Source organism: Arcobacter sp., assembly GCF_050300555.1.
Classification (GTDB): Bacteria; Campylobacterota; Campylobacteria; order Campylobacterales; family Arcobacteraceae; genus Arcobacter.
In genome coordinates this window covers 1-17088 of sequence record NZ_JBNKXY010000008.1, presented here as the reverse complement: position 1 = coordinate 17088, position 17088 = coordinate 1, and the positions used below count along the sequence as shown (strand labels likewise).

Sequence of the window (17088 nt, the reverse complement as noted above, 5' to 3'; positions counted from 1 at the left end):
TACATTTTTAATGTGGACCAGTCTGTAAGCTCAAATTTTAAATTTATAAATGATATTAAAAAATTTTATACTGAAAAATTAATTGTTGTGGAAGAGATTTTAACAAAATATTTTTTTCAAGCACAAACAATTGAAAACCTAGAATTAGAAAATCAAGATTTAAAAAAATTTAGACTTCTTTATGCAGAAAAAAACCTAGAACTAACAAAAATAAAAGATATTCATGTTGATTTACAAAACTACAAATCTGACTTAAAACTAGCAAAAGTTTTATCTTATGTTGATTTTGATGACTTTACAAAAGTTTGGCTAGATGTAAAAAAAACAGACTCTAAAATACAAGGCTTAATTTCAGAGAATTATGCAGCTGGAATTGTAGTAAATAAAGGTGATCAAGCATTGGCATTATTAAATGGAAATGAAAAAAGTAATTATGCTGTTTTTATTGGAGAGAATAATGCACCAGGGATTACCCATGGAAATCCTAATTCTAATGTTCTTTTAGCAAAATTTATTCCCATATGGATAAATATAAAAGTTGGAGATGAAGTAATTACTTCTGGGATGGATAATATTTTCTTTGAAGGTTTAAAAGTTGGGAAAGTTGTAGCTATTAGAAAAATGGCAGATATGCAAGAAGCAAAAATAGAACCATACATAAATGCACTGGAGCAAAACTTTTTTTACATATACTCAAAAAAAGTAATTGTAAAACCTCTTACAAAACAAACTGAAACAAAACCTAATAAGAAGCCATAATTTTATCAACTTGATTCCAAGTTAATCCATCTTTTTTATCTTCACCTTTGAACATATTGTAAATATATCTAGCAAACATATCTGTTTCTAAATTTACTTTTGTTCCTATTTTATATCTTTTAAATAATGTATTTTCAATAGTGTGTGGGATAATAGTAAGTCTAAAAGAGTCTTTTAAAACTTCATTAACTGTAAGTGAAACCCCATCAATAGTCACACTTCCCTTAGGAATTATATATTTTGCATATTCACTTGGTAATGAAATAATAAAATCTGATGAGTTGCCATTTTTGTTTATAGCTTTAATTGTTCCTAAACAATCCACATGACCTTGTACAATATGCCCTTCAAATCTATCACCCATCATCATGGCAGGTTCCATATGAACTTTACCCTTATAATTTTCCATTGCAAGAATTTCTTGTGATTCAGGTGAGAGTTCAACACTAAATGTGCCACTTGAAACTTTTACTACAGTTAGACAAGCACCGTTTATAGCTATTGAATCACCTATTTTTGGAGTATATTTTGCCTTTAGTGTAAGAAGATTTGACTTGAAGCTTAACACCTCTGCCATCTCTCTAATTAGTCCTGTAAACACATCTCTCCTTTAAAACTTTTGTAAAACCATAAATATTTGGTATAATACCGAAAATTTATTGAGAAGCTAATTTTAAACTATTCTAAAAAATTAATCAAACTTTCAAACACTTTTCAATATAAACAAAAAAATAAAGATACATTTTGCAATTATGTATTTATGGAGATAAAATGGAATATGATGTAATAGTTGTAGGTGGAGGACATGCTGGTATTGAAGCTTGCTTAGCTAGTGCTAGAATGGGCAAAAAAACTCTACTTATAACAATGCTTGTGGAACAAATAGGAGCAGCTAGCTGTAACCCTGCAATTGGGGGGCTAGCAAAAGGTCACTTAGTTCGAGAACTAGATGCTCTTGGTGGTGAGATGGGACTTTGTACAGATAGTTCAGGAATTCAATTTAGAATATTAAATGCTTCAAAAGGAGCAGCTGTTCAAGGAAGCCGTGCACAAATAGACATGGACAAATATAGAACTTATATGAGAGAAGTTTGTCACAATACTCCTAATTTAGAGATTTATCAAGATGAAGTTACATCTTTACTTACAAAAGATGGTGATGAACTTGAAGTTTGTGGAATCAAAACAAAACTTGGAGAAGAGTTTAAAGCTAAAAAAGTAATTCTTACAACTGGAACATTTATGAAAGGTCTTATTCACATAGGAACTTCAACTTATGACGCTGGACGTGCTTGGGAATTACCATCAACTACACTTTCTACTCAATTAAAAGAGTTTGGACTAAATGTTGGAAGACTAAAAACTGGAACACCTGCAAGAATTGATGCAAAATCAATAGACTTTTCAAAAATGGAAGAACATGGAGGAGATGAAAAACCTACTCCTTTTTCATTTAGAACAGATAAAAAAACATTTAACCCAAAACAACACCCATGTTATATCACATATACAAACTTGGGAACTCATGGGAAAATTTCTAGTAATTTCCACAGAGCTCCACTTTTTACTGGACAAATCAAAGGAAGTGGACCTAGATATTGTCCAAGTATTGAAGATAAGGTAAATAGGTTTAGTGAGAGAGATAGACATCAACTATTTTTAGAACCACAAACTGCAATGTGTACAGAATATTATATCAATGGTCTAAGTACTTCTCTACCAATTGATGTACAAAAAGAGATGATACACTCAATTGATGGATTAGAAAATGCTAAAATAGTAAGATATGGTTATGCCATAGAGTATGATTATGTTGACCCAACAGAGTTAAAACATACCCTTGAAACAAAAAAAGTAAAAAACCTATACAATGCTGGACAAATCAATGCAACTACAGGATATGAAGAAGCGGCTTCGCAAGGGCTTATGGCAGGGATTAATGCTGCACTTGCGATTGATGGAAAAGAGCCTTTAATACTAAGACGAGATGAAGCATATATAGGTGTTTTAATCGATGATTTAGTTACAAAAGGAACATCTGAACCATATAGAATGTTTACAAGCCGTGCAGAGTATAGACTACTTTTAAGAGAAGAAGGTGCAGATATAAGACTTAGCCATTATGGACATAAAATTGGTCTAATAGATGATGAAACTATTCAAAAAGTTGAATATAAAGAAAAGTGTATAAAAGAAGCAATTGATTTTATGAAAGATGAATGGTTTACTTCTAAAAAAGAAAACCTAGAACTTTTAGAAAAACTAGGTCAAGATAAAATCAAAGATAGAGTTTTATTGGTTGATATAGTTGGAAGAAATGGTGTTACAACTGAACATTTTGATGAATTATGTCCACAATTTAAAGAATTAGATGAGTATATCAAAGAGCAAATAATCATCGAAGCTAAATATTATCGATATGTTGAAAAACAACAAAAACAAATAGAAAAAATGAAAAAAATGCTCCAATTAAAAATCCCAGAAGATTTTGACTATAAAAAAATCCCTGGACTTTCAAATGAAGCAATAGAAAAGTTAGAAAAGTTCAGACCACCAACACTTTTCAACGCAGGAGAAATTTCTGGAATAACACCAGCTGCTGTGGATGTTATACATTTATACATAAATTTACAATGTAAGATACAAAAGTAAATGATAATATACATTAGTTAGTGATAATTTAATGCCTACTTCAACTAGAAATTTGACCCTTGATTTTATGCAAACTGAAAAGGGTCAATATTCTAGTTTTAAACTAAATGCTATTCTTGGATTAAAATATAACCACAATAATAAAAATAGCCACAACTTTTTAGTACAGTTCCAAAATATAAAAACCAACTATCTAGAAACAGTTGAAATTGCCCCAGAACTTTTAAGATATAAATTTAAACTAGGAAATATTTATAAAGAAGGGAAACTTGTCAAAAAAGATTTAAATGTGCTTGAAGATTATCTTGAAATTGATACTTTACAAATGAAAGAACAGCAACCTCTTTATAAAGTACTTTCAAAAGATAGTATCAAATATATTTTAGGTAACAATGATTTTAATGCCTTTAAATACGGAGGAAACTTTTGTTATGTACATGAAGATGAAGATAGCAAATATATTATTCCTTCATATGTTATAGCACTCTATTACTATTTTAAATCTTCTTCCATGAAAGAGTCTTTATATAAAGGAAATCCATTTATTTTATATGATAGTGTAAATTCAAATCTAGGAGATAAGACAGATGCCATCTTAGTATTAGAGTCACATGCATCTAAACTTGATGGACCATTTATATATAGATTTTTGACAGACGAAATTGCTCAAAAAGGTTTTGTAGATTTCTCAAGATATATTTCAGCATTTAAAACTAAAAATGATATGGCTAAAAAGCCTACGGGTTTAATCCCTATAAAAGCCTTATTCCCCAAAAGAGAAACTTTTAATATCAAAATACGATATATTGAAATAGAAGATAGTTCTACAAATAAAAAAACTTATCTTGTAAATGAAATACAAAATGATGATTCAACCTTAGATTTTGAAAAGCTTACAATTTTAAAGAAAAAGAAAAAAGATGGGAAGATCGATCCAGATGATGAAAAAGGATTACATGTAAAAGGTAGAAAACCTAAAAAAAGAAAAAAAAATGTTAATACTAAAACCCCTTCTTCAATTAATGGTACAAACAAACTTAGAGAAATGGAAAATACTCAAAATCTATCATTATTAAATAAAAATATTATCTATGGCTCTCTTGAAGAAGAAAATTCAAAGGTACCTATAGTAACTGATAAGGAAAAGAAAGGTGAAGTATCAGTAAGTTTTTCAAAAGGAGAAAACTCAGGTGATGAAACTGCTCAACAATCAAAATTAGAAACAGATAATGATAATAAAAATGAAGTTTCTAAGCCTCCTACTTTTGATATCTTTTTAGAAAGTATTGAATTTATTGAAAACTCTAATCTTGTTAGTGAATTTATATACGATGACACACCCAAAAATGTACCTGTTAGCTATACAAAAAGTGATGAGCTAACAAGTCAATGTTCTATACATAATAGAATAAAACAATATGTTACTTGTGCTTTTGAATACAATGATATAAAAATAGTTTTAATTGAAGTAGAGTCAGAACATAATGATTTTGCAACTTGGGTTATTGCTTCAAAAAATGAGATATTTGAAGATGAAATCACTGAAGTTCTTGAGATGAGATATGCTGAACTAAAGATTTTACAAGAAATAAAAGATACTTATAATGATTTAAATACGTTAAAATTTAACACTCATCGACATGCTCAAATCAATGATGAGAATGACCATGAAGATGTGCTTGAGAGATGGTTATTGAGACTATTGTATAAAAAAATATGAACAATTTGATTTTATATTTTGAATATAAACTGAAAAAACACATGTAAATTATCAAGACTTCATAAAATTCAATCTAAAAAAATTTTCTTGCACATATTTTGTATATATCTTTTATTAGTTTTTTAGATTAACTACATATTACCAAAAACAGAGTAAATTATAAAACAAAAATTCAAATTAGTGTAGAGTAAACATAGGAAGTAACTTTTTTATAAAAGTTATATGTAATAGTATTTTAGATAATATGAGTACATGAAAATTAAAAACAATGTTAATAATAAATTAAATTTTATTAGACTATTTTACTTTGAAAGTGTCCAAAGTGAAGAAACGTTTAAATTAATTAATGAACTTAAAAAAGAACGACTATTTCAAAAAATTATTGATAGTAAAACTTTTACAAGACTAAAAAATATTTCATTTTTAGGTGCAATTGATTATTTATATACGAACAAAAAAAAACATACTCGTTATGATCATACTTTATCTGTTGCTGCACTGGCACTAAAATATGCGAAACTAACAAACCTAAATGAACATGATAAAAATTATTTGGTTTGTGCAGCTTTGTTACATGATATTGGGCATGGTCCATTATCTCATAGTATGGAACCATCGTTTAAAAAAATATTTAATCTTTCTCATCACCAGGCAGGTATCAATATTATCAATGGAGAATCTCCTTTAGGTACAGAGTTATATAATATATTAAATCAGAATGAAATCAATATTAATAAATTGGTTGAGTTGTTAAATGGTAATAGTAAAGAAGATTATGCTTTTGCTTTAGATAATCCAATAAATATTGATACTATTGATGGTATTATAAGAACATATACGTATATATGTAATTCTAGAAATAAAAACAAAACATTAATGGCAGTTCCAACTACATTTGAAGTATTAGAAGCTGTACTAGATCCTTCTAAATCCGCAATTCTTGATAAGTTTTGGGAACTTAAAGATAAGGTATACCGCCAAATAATTAACTCTAGTTTACATATTTATGCAGATAATTTCAGTCAGTCATTTATTGAAAAAAATTCTCAAAATATTAGTAAAAATGATTTTTATTTACATGATATAGATTTTAAAAAACAACATAAAATTTTATTTGAAAACTTATATAATTTAAAAAAACAAAAAGATAAGTTTTATGGAAAAGATTTAGAGTTTGTAAAAAGAGAATATAAAATAAATAATAGTATTGAAGTGAATGAAGTAAATGATATTTTAAAAAAGTATGTACATACAAAGTCACGAGAAATATTCTCTATAAATAAATCTAAAAGTGAAAATTCTTATCAAAAAAAGTTTTCATACTAAAGTAAAGAATGGGGAGAGACTAGTGATTATAAATAATTTAGAAACTATTGATAATGCAAATAAATATTCTAAGGATATTGTTCAAAGTTTAAAAAAACAAATAAGAAATTCTATTGATTCAGAAGATTTTTGTATTGTAGCAACAGGTTCTTTTTCAAGGGCAGAAGCCTCAACAGAGTCTGATTTAGATTATTTTGTAATTATAGATGATAATTATTTTCCTAAAAATTATTTTATACAAAGTGATAAAGATATCAAACCTCTTGAAAGTTTTACTAAGCCTTTAAATGAGATTATCAAATCGTTGGTTCCCAAAGACCCTGGAGATACTGGAACTTTTGGACTAGAAGCAATTGTAAGTATCCAAGAATTGACAACAAATCTTGGTGGTACAAAAGATAGTAATACTAAATTTACTAGACGTATGTTATTTTTACTAGAAGGTACATGTCTATATAATGAAAAACTTTTTGAAACTTTTAGAAGAAATTTAATTGAACAATATATCAAAAAAAGTGTTTCTGATCATCAAATAAGTAGATTTTTTTTAAATGATATAATTCGTTTTTATAGAACTATGGCAACAGATTTTGAATACAAAGTTACTGAAAATCAGAAGGATTGGGGAGTACGAAATATAAAATTAGCTTATTCCCGAAAACTACTTTATTTTGGTGGACTTATTGTAATTGCTGAAACAGCTCATAAAACACGTGAACAAAAAATAAGTGAAACATTAGAATTTTTAAAAATGACGCCAATTGAAAGAATACAATATTGTATGGGAACAAAATCAGATAAAGCATTGTATTTGTATAACAATTTTTTAACAGAAATTTCAAAAGAAAGAGTTAGACAAGAGCTAGATAAAGCAACTCCTGATAATTCCAAAGAAATTGAAATATTTAGAAACTTAAAAAATGAAAGTAAACATTTTTCTTGGTCATTATCTTTATTATTAAAACAGACGTATGATGAAAGGCATCCCATTCATCATGCTTTAGTTTTTTAATGAATAATTTTTTTTTTATAAGACATGGGAAAACCTTCTTAAATAATCATAAAAGATATACTGGATTAATTGATGTTTCAATTTTAGAGTCTAGTTGGAAGGATGTTATTGATTCAGTAAATATTCTTAAAAATAGGAATATTACTGAAATATTTTCAAGTCCGCTTTTTAGGGCATTAGAAACTGCAATTATAGTTAATTCTCAATTAAATATAAAAATAAGTGTAATAAAAGAATTTCAAGAAAGAGATTTCGGAATTTTAACAGGAAGGAAAAAACTTCAGTATAAAAAACATTTTTTTAAACAAGGAAGTCATCCCTATATCTACAAAAAGAAAATAATGTATGGACTTTCAAAATTAAAATATAAATCAAATTTCATTATCATAGGACACTCTGGTACTTATGAATATATTTGTCAACTTTTATTAGGGAAAATAAATAAAATTAATAAGATACAAAATGCACAAATTATTTACTTTTATAAAAAAGAGAATAAGTGGTATATTGAAAAAATATAAATCATATCAGCTTTCTTAAGTTTTCAATTTATTTTTTCATAAAACTTTTTTAGCACTTTATATTTCTATTAATCTTATTTAATTAAATTAACCCATAGATGAGTCAAATTAATTTGTTTGTTTGATATACGTATATGCTCTGAGGAATATTTGGCTATTTGTAATGTTTCTTTTTTTTTGACTAATTTATCGCTATTTACCCAAGTTACATCACAAGAACTTGAAGAAGTGATTTTTTCATCTATCCAAGAGTTTATCTTACTTTCCCAAGTATTAAAACTATCAGTTTGAACATAACCTATTATAGCAGCTGTACTTAATTCACATGCATGAATATTTCTCTTAAATCTTTCAATTCCCCCACCGTCTCCAAGAACATATTCTTTTTTACGACGAGTATCTAATTTTGTACTCAATCTTTTTGCTTCTAAAGCAAAAAATCTTTTTCCTCTTCTTCCTTTAACTCTTGTGTATACTCCTATATCAATACGGGGAGAATTTCCTGATGATGTATTTTCAGGATCTTCATGTTGAAATAAAAAAAGCTCATTTTTAATCTGAGTATTCATGCATAAAACAAAATTACTATTTAGCCCCATTTCTTGCTCGCCATCAATATAATATTGTATAAATGTAGATATATTAGCTTCAATAAAATCTATTACTAATAAAGACAAAGGCTTGTAAGTATTTGCCAGATTACCATAACTTGATTGTAGTATATTTTTGTTATTTGCTTGCATAAATCAATATCTCATATTTACTAAATCAGCGAAGGTATCATCGGCATCTCTTACCGCAATAGATTTAAGCCAATAACGATATTGCTTAGGTTTAATAATATAAATTAAATTATTATCATAATATTTAAATATTCTAACTATATTAATATTGTTACATATTTTATAGTTAATTAAAGTTTCAATATCATAATCAGTTAAATCATTATTGAATAAATAACTTTCTGGAACTTCATTATAATAGAAAGACATTATTACTAATTGTTCTGTTTGTAATACTTCTAAAGCTTTAAACTTATCATATATTGTATTTAATAAATCACAATATATTTTTTGATATTCTAGCAATTGTTTTTTACTAACATTTTTAAATATGGGTAAATTTTGTTTTCCATTAATCCAATCAAGCATATAATTAATAGTATCTTCTGCAAAATATTCTTCAATTTGAGATAGTCTTATATTTTCTATATTTTCAGGATATGGTAAATTATCAATATCATTTTTATATAAAACTGTTGCTTTATCAATTCCTGCCTTAGCACTTGTAGAAGCTAAATAAAATAAATATTCTTTAGAAAATCTTGATAATATACTACTTAATGTATATAAATTACTCTCATCGTTTTTAGGTGCATGTATTCCAATTGTATCATTCTTAAAAGTCAAATAATCATTCCTAAATTCACTAATAATTTTAGTTTTACCTAGTTGTTTTTTTATCAATAAATGTGGTGGACTAAATAATTCTTTTGGTTTTATTCTATGGAAAACTTTATTTTCTTTATTATATATATTGGTGTTATCTATTCCTTTTTCTAAAAATGCCTTAGCTGGTAAAAATGGATGTCCTGTGATATAATCACATTTTTTAGGTTTAGTTGTGTTACTATTCTCATCCATAAATCCTTCAAGATATATCCACCCAGATTCATGTATTTTTTCTTCTAAATATTGCCCTAGTTTTCTATAGGTATCTAATCTATTTACTACATCTATGGTCCTACTACCACCCAATAAATTACATTTCCATATATACTTATTTTCTATTGCACTCGAATAATTTAACCAATGAAAATCATAATAGCTTAAATTAAAATATAGCTTTTCTTTAGATTCAAATGTTTGTCTTATGGTAAGATGTAAAATTTCACTTTCTTCTAAATTTGGGTTATTGTTTTCAAAACATACTACTAAAGAAGGTACACTTATTGGTACCTTTATTCCATTTTTATCTTTTTTACTTCCATCATATAGTTTATTTAATCCTGTAAAGTCTATAACTTGTCTTAAATTAAATTCTTTAAATAAATATTTTCTAAATTGTTCCACGTTATTGTTGTACAAAAATCCAGATGGTTGAACCAAAGCAATAAATGCATTTTCTTTTAATAGTTTAAAACTTTGTTCTAAAAATAAATATGCTAATTGATTATCTGGTAATTTAGGTCTATTTTTATTTGCATTTAAACTTTTATTTTCTGTTAATCTTGATGATTTTGTTGTTAACTTAGAAATAAATGGTGGATTCCCAATTACTAAATCAAAATCTTCCATTTTAGGATAACTTTCTTTATTGTCTATAACATCAAAAAAATCATTTGCAATTAAATTGCCATTTTGAGATAAATCATCAAAATGTAATTCATTCCATATAATTTCTGGGGCTAAAATCTCACATATTGCTAACGAAAGACTAAATTTTGCCACTTCAACAGCTTCCTTTTTTTCATCTACTCCGAATATATTATTTGTTATTAATGATTTTAAATTTTTAACACTAGGTTGCCTAAAATTATTTTGAATCATCCATCTTTGAACAAGTCTTTTAAATGTTCCTACTAAAAAAATACCAGAACCACATGCCGGATCTATTACTTTGAAGTCAACTCTTGTATCATCTAAAGGAATCATTTCATCAATCATAAAATCAACTAATACTGACGGAGTATAAACTACTCCTTCTTTCTCATTTTCTATTAAAAATAACTCATAAATATTACTTATTAGTTCAATTGGTAAATCTTTAAATGAATACAAATCCCAAAAATATAATTGTTTATTATTATCAATATTTGGTTGCAAAAAATATTGAAACTCTGCTAAATCGGTGTTAATTATTTCTTTCTTATTTTCATCTGATAATTTAAATATTCCACCATTAAAATGATTACTTAAAGCATCAAATAAATCTACTAAAGCCTCATTTGATTTACAAATATCAATAAATGATTTTGCTCCTTTAAGAAATTTATTCCAATAATTTAATTCAAAAACTTCTTTTTCTTCTAAATATTTTAATAAAATAGATTTAATCAATAAACTATTGGTTAATTCTGGGGATAATTTACTTTTTTCTATAAGTCGTTTTCTCTCAATTTCAAGTTTATCTAATAGTGAATTATAAGCACTATTTTTGTGAGAAAAACTTTTATTATACTCTTCGTTCCAAAACTCTCCCGTATCAAACATTTTTGCTGAAAATTTGTTAAGTTTTGATTGGGTCTTTGATGCTAGGTTAATGACTTCAATTGGCTTTATATTTTGTTCACTAACATCATTTTTAGACATACTATTAAATATTTTAATTTCATTATTTGTAAATACAAAGAATATAGGTATTTTGCAAGAACTCCAAAGCTTTTTATGCAAAACATTGATATCTATATTCTCTTCATAAATATAAATTTGAGGGATTGGTGGTCGATTTTCAAAAAATCTAAAATAAACTGCTTGAGCACCATATTTCTTAGCATCAAGTAAATGAAGTTTTATATAATTATTTAACTCAGAATTAATATTTGAGACAAATTTCAGTCCCATCTTAGGAGTATTATTTGAAAGCATTTGTAGTTTTGATAAACCATTCTGTAAAGCAGAACTAAGCTCTAATTTTATTCCCATTTATTAAGTAATCCCTATCTTAAAATACCGTATTTTATCATATTTTTATTATAAAGAAGTTAAAAATATCAATTAAATATTGATTTATTTATAAATGTAGTTTAATAAATCAATATTTAATTGACATATTGTAATTTTTTATATACCATTACATATCTTAAGAAGGATAAGTTTTGAATTATAATGAATTTTTAGATTATTTAAAAGAAAATAATCTTACTGTTAGACAAATAGAGAAAGAGTTAGGGTATAGCCCTAAAAGCATACAAAATAATTGGAAAAAAAAAGATAAAGTACCAGAAAAAGCACTTACTACAATTAAAAAATTTTTAAAACTTAAAAAACAAGATTTAAAAATCAATACTTTATTGAACACTGATATTAATAATGTACAATTACCTTCACATATCTATAAGATTGCTAAAGAAAAAAGCCTAAAGAATGGCATTACAATAGAAGAATATTTATCTTCATTAATAATTTCTAAAATTTAATTTCTTATAAATTCCAACAAACCTTTTATGTATTGTAAAGTGACATCCAACTACTTCTGCAACATTTAGCTGATTTACAATCTTCCCCTGACTTTTCAAGTAGTTAATAGCTCCAACTACTTCTGATTCACTTATTTCTCTTCCTATCTTATTCTGTTTAGGTATTAACTCCATCAATAAGTTTTCATACCAAAATGGAATATATTTAAATCCATGAGTAAATTCTCTATATGTTAAATGATTTGACTCAATAAAATCTAAAAAATTAAAAGGAAAGTTTTGAAAAAGATGAAAAATCATACTATTTACATAAAAAATTTTATAAACAGCACTTGCTTTTTTTGAATTATAAACTTCATGTTTTTTACAAATATCTTTATACTCATTCAGTTTCAAGAAATTAGGTAAAACTAAATCTTGTTTTCTATCCAACAGATAATATAATCTACAAAAGATATGAAAAAACATTGCAGACCAAACTTTTTGTCTATTTATCTTAAAATACCCTCTTTCTAATCCCTCTTCAAACCATCTTATAGCTTCTAAGCCATAATCATCGGGGATATTATCTTGATGCGTATCAGTCAAACCTAAATCTGCACCACAATTACTACAATAATTTATCTTATCTGTTAGTTCCATCTTTAAAAGTTTTATTGGTTTATAACAATGCCAACATCTATCAGTTAAAAAAATCTTATGTTTGGGACAAGCTGTATAAAAAAAGTATCTCCACTTCTTTCTCCAATAAGGTATTTCATCCGTTTCTAAACATTTAGGACAATACATCAAGCCAAAATGTGTTCTTTTATCTATTAGTCTTCTTATTTGCTGTGGAGGATATAAACTTTGATTTATAAAAAGATAGCCTTCTTGACTTCGTAGTGACATATTTAGTAATTCACTTTTAGATAAAATACTTTTTTTACTTAATAAATCAAAAAACTCTTTATTATCATAAAAATCAATGTCTCTTCTAGTATATGAATTTGTTCTAGTATTTTTAATATGTAAATTTAAAAAGGTAGTTGGGTACATATAGTGAGCATGAGCCATTCTAATAAGCCATGAACTTAAAAGTTCATCTTCTAAAGGATGTAGATGTATTTGAAAGGGATAGTTTAGTTCTTTTTTGAGATCATAACGACTCCTTTATCTCTTTTTTTGTGATTCTCTCACTTTTTGTTCTAATGGCATAAATTGAAGCATCTTTTAAAATATCTATAGCTTCACCAATACATCCTTTCGATAGACCATGAAGATAAGTTAGTAGTTCATAATTTTTAAATATATTTGATGCTTTTTTTAATGGCAACATAGCTTCCATAGTGGCAATAAATCTTAAAAAATTTTCATCATTATTCCATAGTGGTAATTCATAAGGTTTAAATCTTGATTTCGTTTGATTATCAATTGATATAGCAGACATAGCATCTTGAGTACCTGCAAGTATTATAGGTATTCCTGTTTTATTGTTTAATGTTTTAAGAGAGGTAATAAGTTGAGCCATTTTATTATGTGGACCATGTAGTACATTTTGAATCTCATCTATTATTATCAATTTTGTTTTCATCAAATTTAAATAAAAAACTGCTTCTTCCTTTTTCTTTGAAACTTTTTCTTTATGATTCACGGGAACATTCATACTTGATAAGATTTCAGTAAACATTATTGATTCATCAGAAGAGGCTTCAGCTATAACATATACAAGAGGCATCAAGTGAATTAAATCTCCATCTTCATCTATATACTCGTCTTTTGCAAATTTTCTGTAAAAACGTTTCAAAATAGCTGACTTCCCATTGTTACTATCTCCATACAAAAGCATCCCTCTACTTCTTATACTTTTAGGAGCATTATAAATATCTTCAATTTTTGCCAATATTTTATTTGCATCAGGATAGTCAATCCATTTATCTTTTTGAATAAAAAAGATTCTTTCTTCATCACTTAAATCAAGATATTTTCTTAATTGAGGAGATAAATTTTCATTCATACTTCATCCTCCTCTATTAAGTCAAAACTAAACAATTCTGGTGTTTCTATATCTAGATTTTTGATAGTGGTTTTGTTAAAATCATTTTGTTTTTCTTCTACATCTTCTTTCACTAATTTTTTCTCTTGCTCAAGTTTTTTTGTTAAATGGGTTTTTGAACTTTTTTTACGTCTTGCTTTTTTTGTTTTAACTTTAGAATTCTCTTCTATTTCTCTCATTCTTTTATATGTTTGAAAAAGAGTCATTTCATCAAGAGAATGAGTATCTCCTTTATCAGCTTTTATTTTTGCAATAGTTTCTCTTAGCTCTGAAAGATTTATTTTAGGATTTGTAATATTTCTATATGGTAATTCAAAATACTCTTTTATATCTGGATCATAAAAATATATTTTACTTATATCTCTAGGGTCTCTTTTACAAATGAATAATTTACTTCTTCCTTTTTTAGTTGCAGATTGAGGAACAATCCACTTTCTTAAAGTTTCAGAAAAATAGGTAACATGATCTAAGGTAATACCAGTTTTTTGGACTGTTCTTTCAAAGGAAGGTAGCAGTGAATATCTTAAAAATTTAGTATTTTCTATAATTGGAGGTAAGCCAGTTCCTGGATAATCACCTAAGCCAAAAATTCCTTCCATATATTTCTCTTCAGGAGTCATTTCAAGTTCACTGTGTATTTTTTTATGATACACATTTACAATTAATTCAGTAAACCATTGTTCAAATTCACCTATTGTCATTGCTGCATTTTTTTGAGAATTATAATTTCCTCTTTGAACAATATTAGAGAACATTGTTCCTGATAAATTATGAACTTCACTACTTAAAGTTTTGAAAACACGCTCAACATTTGCACCATAGAACGAGCGACCAACTGGACGCCAATCTATTTCTATAGAATATTGTTCACAAAACCTAGTTAAGTCAATTCCCCTAAATTCTCCTGCATTATCTGTAGAAATCTCTCTAGGCAAACCATAAATAGGCCATTCTCCTTTAACTCCTTGTTGTTTTAAGAAATCCTCTTTAGGCATAATCATATTTAAAATACACTGCCCTGTATTAAAAAAGCTAACAGGTTCATAGGAAATATAAAATCCCATTATCATTCTACTAAATACATCAATTCCTAAAGTAAGATATGCTCTTCCAATAGATTCTCTATTTTCTTCATCAACTAAATCTAAATCCAATGGCGTATGATCTATTTGTACAAGTTCCAAAGGAAAATTACCTCTTGGATTTTTACCTGGTGTTCCCCAAGTGTCAGTTACTTTACTTGAATCCCTTTGTTTTGTAACTTCTTTTGAACTTAAATTATCAATTCGTTTTCTGATTGTATTTAGATGTGGTGGTTTTAAATTTGCATTGTGAAATCTTTCTTGAATGATTCTATAAATATAAGGTATAGAGTATTTTTGTGAATTTAAATAATACTCATCAATAACTGCTTTTATAATTGTTTCATCTTCTTTAGGAAGTCTATTTTTTTTAGGACCTCCTCTTTTCTTTAAATTTGGAACTAAAGAACTTACAGTTCCCGTACTATTGTAATCTTGTATCCATCTATATATTGTAGGCACACTGGTATTATGTTCTTTTGCAACTTCTTCAACATCTTTTTTTGTATTTCTTTTACCTGTTAATAAAGGCTTTATAATCTTATATTTTTTATTTGCTTCTTCCCACTCTTTTTTATCATATAGGCTAATATCAACTTCTTGAATTTTTTCTGGCTTTGATTTTAAAGTGTGAATTTTTAAAACTTTAAACTCATAAGGGAATTCGATCTCTTTTGATAAAACTTCTTTTGTGGAAATTTGTTTAGATATTTCATATTCTCTATTTTCAAAATAAACTTTTGAACCTATATTTAAAGAAATTTTATTCATCATTTAACCTTAGTTGTGAGTTCATATTTATTTGTATGTTTTGATAATCAAGTTTAATGAGTTTATCAAACACTAATTTCCAAATATATGGTAAATATTTGGCTTGCTCAAATCTATTTTCTGTAATTAATGTTAATAGTTCTGAGACAGATACTTCAATGTTTTCTTTTAAAATCTCAAGAATTATTTGTTCCTTTTCATTATCACATGGATGAAAAGCAAAAGAGTAAAGAAACTCCATATTTCTCAAAGTTTGTATATCAATACATCTCTCATCAAAAGTATCAAAAATCAAATCATTTTGTTCTGCATAGAGTCTTGCTTGATTAAATTTGATTTCAAGTTTATCTTTTTTTTCTATCAACTCTGTACTATATTTAACTTCTATAAGTTTTGATTTTCCTTTTTTATAATTGACAAGACAATCTGGATGATAACTTGTGTTTCTATTTTTCAATTTATAGTCTATTTTTATAGGTTGTTCTAAATAAGTTAATACATTATCATCAAATTCTAAAGTAATAAAAAGAGTTTTTTCAAGTATTGATTCAAAGAATAAACTTCTATCATTTTTCTTACTAGGAAAATATCCAGTTACTGAACGAAAAGTTTTCTTTGGTTTTCTTTTTGTCAACAGCAAAAAAAATAAGGGGCAATTATATTAGAGGGCCTATTTTGGAGGCTAATGTTAAAATAGGACCTCGTTTTCAGGCTTTAAAAGTTTAGACCTATTTTTCAAAACGAACTAGCCCACAATCTCTATTCTGTTAGAAGGACTTAATAGTGTTAAATTCCAATAGAAAAGTCGATTATACCCCTGCTTTGTAATTGTAAGAATAGACCTGTTTTGAAAATTCTGAATACAATGATACTTTTGGGTTGTAAATATAATTTTTAAATTCTGGATATAATTCTAAATATATTTTCAAATTCTGAATATAGTTTTTATGAAATTTTGACAGCACTTAATCCATATTTTGACCAAAATTAGGCAAGCAACAATCATAATCATATGAGAATTAATAATGCACACATATCGATCAACATACTTGTCCAACATATTTGAAGTCTC

At 26.7% G+C, this 17088-nt stretch carries 14 protein-coding genes; 7 read left to right on the top strand and 7 right to left on the bottom strand.

Features of this window, described 5'->3' with window-relative positions:
• Window positions 1-12: 12 nt before the first annotated feature.
• Entirely contained in the window at window positions 13-759 is a 747-nt protein-coding gene (gene mreC, locus ACQY5W_RS07355; RefSeq protein ID WP_428024313.1) for a rod shape-determining protein MreC, read from the top strand.
• On the opposite strand, the gene ACQY5W_RS07350 is transcribed toward mreC, so the two are convergent.
• Window positions 743-1360 carry a riboflavin synthase gene (locus ACQY5W_RS07350; RefSeq protein WP_428024312.1) on the bottom strand — a complete coding sequence of 206 codons (618 nt, stop codon included), beginning with the start codon at window positions 1358-1360 and terminating at the stop codon, window positions 743-745. The two genes, mreC and ACQY5W_RS07350, sit on opposite strands and share 17 nt — an antisense overlap.
• A 170-nt stretch (window positions 1361-1530) precedes the next feature.
• On the opposite strand from ACQY5W_RS07350, the gene mnmG reads away from it, so the two are divergent.
• The 5 genes from mnmG (at window position 1531) to ACQY5W_RS07325 (ending at window position 7990) form a co-directional block, all read left to right on the top strand.
• Window positions 1531-3411 (top strand): tRNA uridine-5-carboxymethylaminomethyl(34) synthesis enzyme MnmG, encoded by a 1881-nt coding sequence (gene mnmG / locus ACQY5W_RS07345; RefSeq protein WP_428024311.1) that lies wholly within the window; start codon window positions 1531-1533, stop codon window positions 3409-3411.
• Between the two features lie 31 nt (window positions 3412-3442).
• Window positions 3443-5131: a hypothetical protein gene (locus ACQY5W_RS07340; RefSeq protein WP_428024310.1), complete on the top strand. Its 1689-nt coding sequence runs from the start codon at window positions 3443-3445 to the stop codon at window positions 5129-5131.
• A 252-nt stretch (window positions 5132-5383) separates the two neighbouring features.
• Complete coding sequence (locus ACQY5W_RS07335; protein ID WP_428024309.1) at window positions 5384-6457, top strand: HD domain-containing protein; 1074 nt, start codon at window positions 5384-5386, stop codon at window positions 6455-6457.
• Window positions 6458-6479: 22 nt separating this feature from the next.
• A complete protein-coding gene (locus tag ACQY5W_RS07330) occupies window positions 6480-7469 on the top strand; it encodes a hypothetical protein (RefSeq protein WP_428024308.1) in 990 nt (329 codons plus the stop codon).
• Window positions 7469-7990 carry a histidine phosphatase family protein gene (locus ACQY5W_RS07325; RefSeq protein WP_428024307.1) on the top strand — a complete coding sequence of 174 codons (522 nt, stop codon included), beginning with the start codon at window positions 7469-7471 and terminating at the stop codon, window positions 7988-7990. Before ACQY5W_RS07330 ends, ACQY5W_RS07325 begins: the two co-directional genes overlap by 1 nt.
• Window positions 7991-8064: 74 nt before the next feature.
• On the opposite strand, the gene ACQY5W_RS07320 is transcribed toward ACQY5W_RS07325, so the two are convergent.
• Window positions 8065-8733, bottom strand: coding sequence for a hypothetical protein (locus tag ACQY5W_RS07320; protein WP_428024306.1), 669 nt, complete (start codon window positions 8731-8733; stop codon window positions 8065-8067).
• A 3-nt stretch (window positions 8734-8736) separates the two neighbouring features.
• Window positions 8737-11634, bottom strand: coding sequence for an HsdM family class I SAM-dependent methyltransferase (locus ACQY5W_RS07315; RefSeq protein ID WP_428024305.1), 2898 nt, complete (start codon window positions 11632-11634; stop codon window positions 8737-8739).
• Window positions 11635-11807: 173 nt separating this feature from the next.
• On the opposite strand from ACQY5W_RS07315, the gene ACQY5W_RS07310 reads away from it, so the two are divergent.
• Window positions 11808-12128 carry a hypothetical protein gene (locus tag ACQY5W_RS07310; RefSeq protein WP_428024304.1) on the top strand — a complete coding sequence of 107 codons (321 nt, stop codon included), beginning with the start codon at window positions 11808-11810 and terminating at the stop codon, window positions 12126-12128.
• On the opposite strand, the gene ACQY5W_RS07305 is transcribed toward ACQY5W_RS07310, so the two are convergent.
• From ACQY5W_RS07305 to ACQY5W_RS07290, 4 genes are read right to left on the bottom strand one after another with little or no spacing between them, the layout of a single operon-like run.
• Window positions 12108-13235, bottom strand: a complete 1128-nt coding sequence (locus ACQY5W_RS07305; protein ID WP_428024422.1) for a TniQ family protein — start codon at window positions 13233-13235, stop codon at window positions 12108-12110. The two genes, ACQY5W_RS07310 and ACQY5W_RS07305, sit on opposite strands and share 21 nt — an antisense overlap.
• 31 nt (window positions 13236-13266) lie before the next feature.
• Window positions 13267-14124 (bottom strand): TniB family NTP-binding protein, encoded by an 858-nt coding sequence (locus ACQY5W_RS07300; protein WP_428024303.1) that lies wholly within the window; start codon window positions 14122-14124, stop codon window positions 13267-13269.
• On the bottom strand, window positions 14121-16016 hold the full coding sequence (locus ACQY5W_RS07295; RefSeq protein ID WP_428024302.1) for a Mu transposase C-terminal domain-containing protein: 1896 nt from the start codon (window positions 16014-16016) through the stop codon (window positions 14121-14123). Before ACQY5W_RS07295 ends, ACQY5W_RS07300 begins: the two co-directional genes overlap by 4 nt.
• Window positions 16009-16650 (bottom strand): TnsA endonuclease N-terminal domain-containing protein, encoded by a 642-nt coding sequence (locus ACQY5W_RS07290; RefSeq protein ID WP_428024301.1) that lies wholly within the window; start codon window positions 16648-16650, stop codon window positions 16009-16011. Before ACQY5W_RS07290 ends, ACQY5W_RS07295 begins: the two co-directional genes overlap by 8 nt.
• Between the last annotated feature and the right edge of the window lie 438 nt (window positions 16651-17088).